This is a genomic window from Rhizorhabdus histidinilytica (assembly GCF_900167915.1).
Lineage (GTDB): Bacteria > Pseudomonadota > Alphaproteobacteria > Sphingomonadales > Sphingomonadaceae > Rhizorhabdus > Rhizorhabdus histidinilytica.
Window position 1 is genome coordinate 1 of the sequence record NZ_FUYM01000038.1, and the last position, 4749, is coordinate 4749.

3 protein-coding genes are annotated in these 4749 nt (G+C 62.8%); 2 read left to right on the forward strand and 1 reads right to left on the reverse strand.

The window, feature by feature from the left end:
* Window positions 1-125: 125 nt before the first annotated feature.
* Window positions 126-3083: a Tn3 family transposase gene (locus B5X82_RS25865; RefSeq protein ID WP_031286075.1), complete on the reverse strand. Its 2958-nt coding sequence runs from the start codon at window positions 3081-3083 to the stop codon at window positions 126-128.
* Between the two features lie 138 nt (window positions 3084-3221).
* On the opposite strand from B5X82_RS25865, the gene B5X82_RS25870 reads away from it, so the two are divergent.
* A complete protein-coding gene (locus B5X82_RS25870) occupies window positions 3222-3773 on the forward strand; it encodes a recombinase family protein (protein WP_020817918.1) in 552 nt (183 codons plus the stop codon).
* Complete coding sequence (locus B5X82_RS25875) at window positions 3770-4558, forward strand: SDR family NAD(P)-dependent oxidoreductase (protein WP_020817919.1); 789 nt, start codon at window positions 3770-3772, stop codon at window positions 4556-4558. Before B5X82_RS25870 ends, B5X82_RS25875 begins: the two co-directional genes overlap by 4 nt.
* Window positions 4559-4749: the final 191 nt, after the last annotated feature.

Sequence of the window (4749 nt, forward strand, 5' to 3'; positions counted from 1 at the left end):
AAAGGCTGCACATAAAGGCCGGACACGCGACTGCACTCGATATGGCATGTCAGAACGTCAGAAAATCGCACCGCAACGCGGGAGCCATCCACACGTGCACGCTAAGGGAGAACGGAGGGCGAACATCACGCGGCGAGCAGGGAACTGACGGCGCGCAGGGGGCGCAGGGCATCCGGATCAGGCCGATCTTCGACATTCCAGCTATAGTCGCCGGTCAGCGAGATATGCTCCCAGCCCAATGGCGCGATGTGGCGTGCAATCTCGTCGGGCGTTGCGATGTCAGCCAACGCCATTTCGAGATAGCGGGTGTTCCACAGGATGATGGCGGCGACGAGCAGGTTGAGGCCGGATGCGCGATAGGTCTGGTTCTCGAACCGCCGATCGCGCAGTTCGCCGAGCTGGTTGAAGAAGAGCGCGCGAGCGAGCGCGTTGCGGGCTTCACCCTTGTTGAGGCCCGCCTGGGTGCGCCGGCGCAGATCGATGTCGCGCAGCCAGTCGAGCATGAAGATCGAGCGTTCGAGGCGGCCAAGCTCGCGCAGCGCGAGGGCCAGTCCATTCTGTCGCGGATAGGCGGACAGGCGGCGCAGCATCGCCGAAGCGGTGACGGTGCCGGTACGGATCGATGTGGCGAACCGCAGCAGTTCGTCCCAATGCGCGGCGACATGACCCAATGCGATCGGCTCGGCCGTCATGCCGCCGAGCAAGGGGCCAGATTCCTGGCCAGGCAGGAGGTGCAAGCGACGCTCCTTGATGTCGCGCAGGCGCGGGGCGAAGCGGTAGCCGAAGAAGGGCATGAGGCCGAACACATGGTCCGATGCTCCACCCGTATCGGTGTAGTGCTCCTCGATCGTCAGGCCCGTCTGGTGATACAGCAAGCCATCCAGCACATAGGGCGCTTCGCCGGCAGTCGCCGCAATCACCCGGCTCGCAAAGGGATCATATCGATCCGAGACATGGGTGTAGAAGGCGACGCCCGGTTCGTTGCCGCTGCGCGCGTTGATGTCGCCGATCGCGGCCCCACGACCCCCGGCATGAAATTGTTGTCCGTCGCTCGACGAGGTGGTGCCGTCTCCCCACAGCGCGGCGAGCGGCATGGTGCGATGGGCGTCGATCAGTCTTCCCAGCGCTTCACCATAGGCGGCCTCGCTGATGTGCCAGTCGTGAAGATGGGCGAGCTGGCGCAAACTTGCGCCCCGACAGGTTTCCGCCATGCGCGTGAGGCCGAGATTGATGCCATCGGCAAGGATGACGGTGAGCAAAGCATTGCGATCGTCGACCTGCCGGCCCGAACGCCGATGGATGAAACATTCGCTGAACCCGGTCCAGGCATCGACCTCAAGCAGGAGATCGGTGATCTTCACGCGCGGCAGCCGATCATAGGCGGCGCGACGGGCCATCTCGGTGGCGGGCGGCGTTGCCGCCTTCAGCGGCGAGATGATGAGGCCGTTTTCGTCAAGTCTGACCTGGGGCAGTTCGCCCTGTCGCGCGAGGACCGTTACCTGTTCGATCGCCGTATCGAGCCTGGTGCGCCTTTCCTCGATATGGCGCTCAAAGTCCGTTTCGATGGCGAGCGGCAGCGGCCCCTTCTCGCGAAGCGCCGCGTAGGTGGCCGGTGGTATGAGGTAGCTGTCGAAATCACGAAACTGGCGGCTTCCCGCGACCCATATGTCTCCCGCTCGCAGCCGCTCGCGTAGCTGGGACAAGGCGCATAGTTCATATGCGGCACGGTCGATGATGCCATCCCGCAGGACGAACGGCCGCCATGCTGATGGTACAAAGCGCAGCGGCACGCGATCAGGCAAGCGCCGTTTGCCGGTCCGGTATAGCTCCGCGATAATGGCCAGCGCCGACAGGAGTCCCTGCACCGCGCCGGCGCCGCGAAATTCAAAGGTGTTGAGAAGGGGGCCGGCAAAGAGCTTTACCGTGCGATGCCGATCAATCAATTCAGCGGTGCGATCGACGGTTTCCGGTCGCCCGAGCACTTCGGCTTGCTCGACCGCCATGGCGAAGCGCTGCCAGTCCAGCGCCTCGATCTGCGCCAGCGAGTCCACGCCGTTGGTATGCGCGTCGATGAGGATACGGCAAGACCCTGTGAGCGTCCGGAGATGGCCCTGCAGCTCGCGCACCGTCTTGAGGGCTTTGTCGCGGGTCCGGTTTTCGGCGCGGCGCACCATGCTGCCCAACAGCTTGTCGAACATCGTCAGGGCCGCGTCGGTCAGGCTTTCCTCAAGGCGGATGCCGGTTGCCGCCAGCGTCGCATGTCGGCGCAGGGCATTGAGTTCGCCAAAATGCTGGGGCGTGATGCGGCTGCCCTCGTCCGCCAGCCTGTCAAAAGTCGAAGCCGGGATCATGTCGGCCCGACCGCGATCGAGGCCCAGTGCGCGGACATAGGCGAGCCGTTCGATCAGGCGCAGGATGTTGCGCGCTGCCGGCGACTGTGGCGCATTGCGTAGCCAGGATAGCCATGTGGTGGCCTGCCCCGACCGTCGCGCCAGCAAATCGTCCAGGCCCTGTAGTGTGTCGGGCAGCAGGCCATTTGTGAGCACTTCATAGGTAAGCTGTTCAGCTTGCTGGCGAGCCCGTCGCAGTACCGCTTCGAGAATCGACGAAGAAGGCAGGAGGATCTGCCGACGGCGGAGTTCATCGACGATGACCCCTGCCATCTGGCCGGGATGGATGATGGTCTGCGCGATCGGGATCGAGAAGGCGACAACTTCACGGAAGGCGTCGCGGTCGAAGATCCTGAACCCGTGCGATCGTCGGATTTCAACGAGATACTCGCGACGGGTCTGGTCCCGATGAGCATAGGCCGCAAAGGCTTCGGGCGCGACACCAAGTTGGCGGGCCACATAAGCGAGCACGGGTGCGGGCGGGACTTCGCCCGCTTCCAGCGCACGGCCAGGCCATCTCATGGTGAGCAGGAGCATCGCGAAACCGAGCCGGGTGGCATCGCCGCGACGGCGGCCGACAAATTCCAGATCGTCGCTGGTCAGCGTATAGTGACGTGCAATCTCGCGCTCATCGAGCGGCGCGTCATAATGCCCCGCCCAGATTTCCGGGCTCACCAGTCGCCGCCTCGCCAACATCATCTCCTTCTCTGTGCCTGTCCGTCAGACGGTCCTCTGGCGGCCAACAGGAATATGTCCGTTAACTCTGGACCTGTAACGGCGATTCGGACAAGATCGCATAATGACGGGAAAACGGACAGGATCGGGCATCATGTGGCGCTGATCGGCTATGCGCGCGTCTCGACCGCAGACCAGAAGCTGTCGCTCCAGCTTGACGCGCTGAACACTGCCGGGTGCGACCGTATATTCGACGATCACGCATCCGGGGCAAAAGCCGATCGGCCTGGCCTAACCGAAGCGCTCGCCTATTTGCGCCCCGGCGACACGCTGGTGGTCTGGAAACTCGACCGCCTCGGCCGCTCGATGAGCCACCTGATCGAGAAGGTCGGCGAGCTTGCGGCGCGCGGCATCGGGTTCCGCTCACTCACCGAGAATATCGACACCACCACTTCGGGCGGCATGCTGGTGTTCAACATCTTCGGCTCGCTGGCCCAATTCGAGCGCGATCTGATCCGGGAACGCACCCATGCTGGCCTGCGAGCCGCGCGCGAGCGCGGTAGTCAGGGCGGCCGCCGCCCTGTCGTCACTCCCGACAAGCTGCGCAAGGCGCGGACGTACATCGCAGCGGGCCTAACTGTTCGTGAGGCGGCGGCTCGGCTCAAGATCGGGAAAACCGCCCTGTACAAGGCTCTGGAAAGCGCATGAAACCGCTGCCGATCCAGAACTCGTGGGTGCTGGTTACAGGGGCCTCAACCGGTTTGGGCAGGGCGTCAGCCCTCCGTTTGGCGGCATCGTACCAGGCCAAGCCCCTGATTGTTGGGCGAAGGCTCGACAACTTGCGGGAGCTACAATCTGAAATTGACGAGCGGTTTAATGTCCCGTGCGAGATCATAGTGGCCGATCAACGTGAAATTGAGGGCAGGGAGAAGATCGCGGCCAAGGTTATAGAATTGAAAGTCAATGCGGCTTTCTTGGCTGCCGGGCTGACGAGCGCCGGTCCGTTTGATGCTAGCCGTGCCGACGCCTATGCCGAGGTGATTGGAACAAACGTAGCCGGCTTCACGGATTTGCTGGCCCGCCTGATTGCGATCTTCCGGCAGCAGCCGTTTGAATCCTCAATAATCGCAGTGTCGAGCCTGGCGGGCGAAACATCCGTACCCTTCCAAGCGGTCTACGGCGCGTCGAAAGCCTATGTGAGTACCCTCATGCGGGCACTTTCCGTCGAGCTTGCCGGGACGGGTGTGAGCGTTGGGTCTTTTGCACCCGGTGGCATTGACACCGATATGGCTGCCCTCAGCGATTTGAAGTGGGGGAAGTTTGGCTTGATGGACGTTGATCGCTGCGCGACCCTTGCCGTCGATGCTCTGGTTCATCGGCGATCCTTCGCCATACCGGGGATGGGCAACCGGCTCACATACTTGGCCAGCAGGGCTCTACCTCGATCGTTGATGAGCCGGCTTGCGGCCCTCCCATATCGGCGCCCGCAATGATCGACACATGCTCAAAGGATAGGTTGAACACGCCGTTGAGTACCTACAGGTAGCTTCCGCTGGCATTGTACCGGATTTGTTCGCCCTTAGCGTGCACGTGTGGATGGCTCCCGCGTTGCGGTGCGATTTTCTGACGTTCTGACATGCCATATCGAGTGCAGTCGCGTGTCCGGCCTTTATGTGCAGCCTTT

Bases quoted from the DNA above. Each gene is read 5' to 3' on its own strand.
- B5X82_RS25875 (WP_020817919.1), top strand. From the start codon at position 3,770: ATGAAACCGCTGCCGATCCAGAACTCGTGGGTGCTGGTTACAGGGGCC.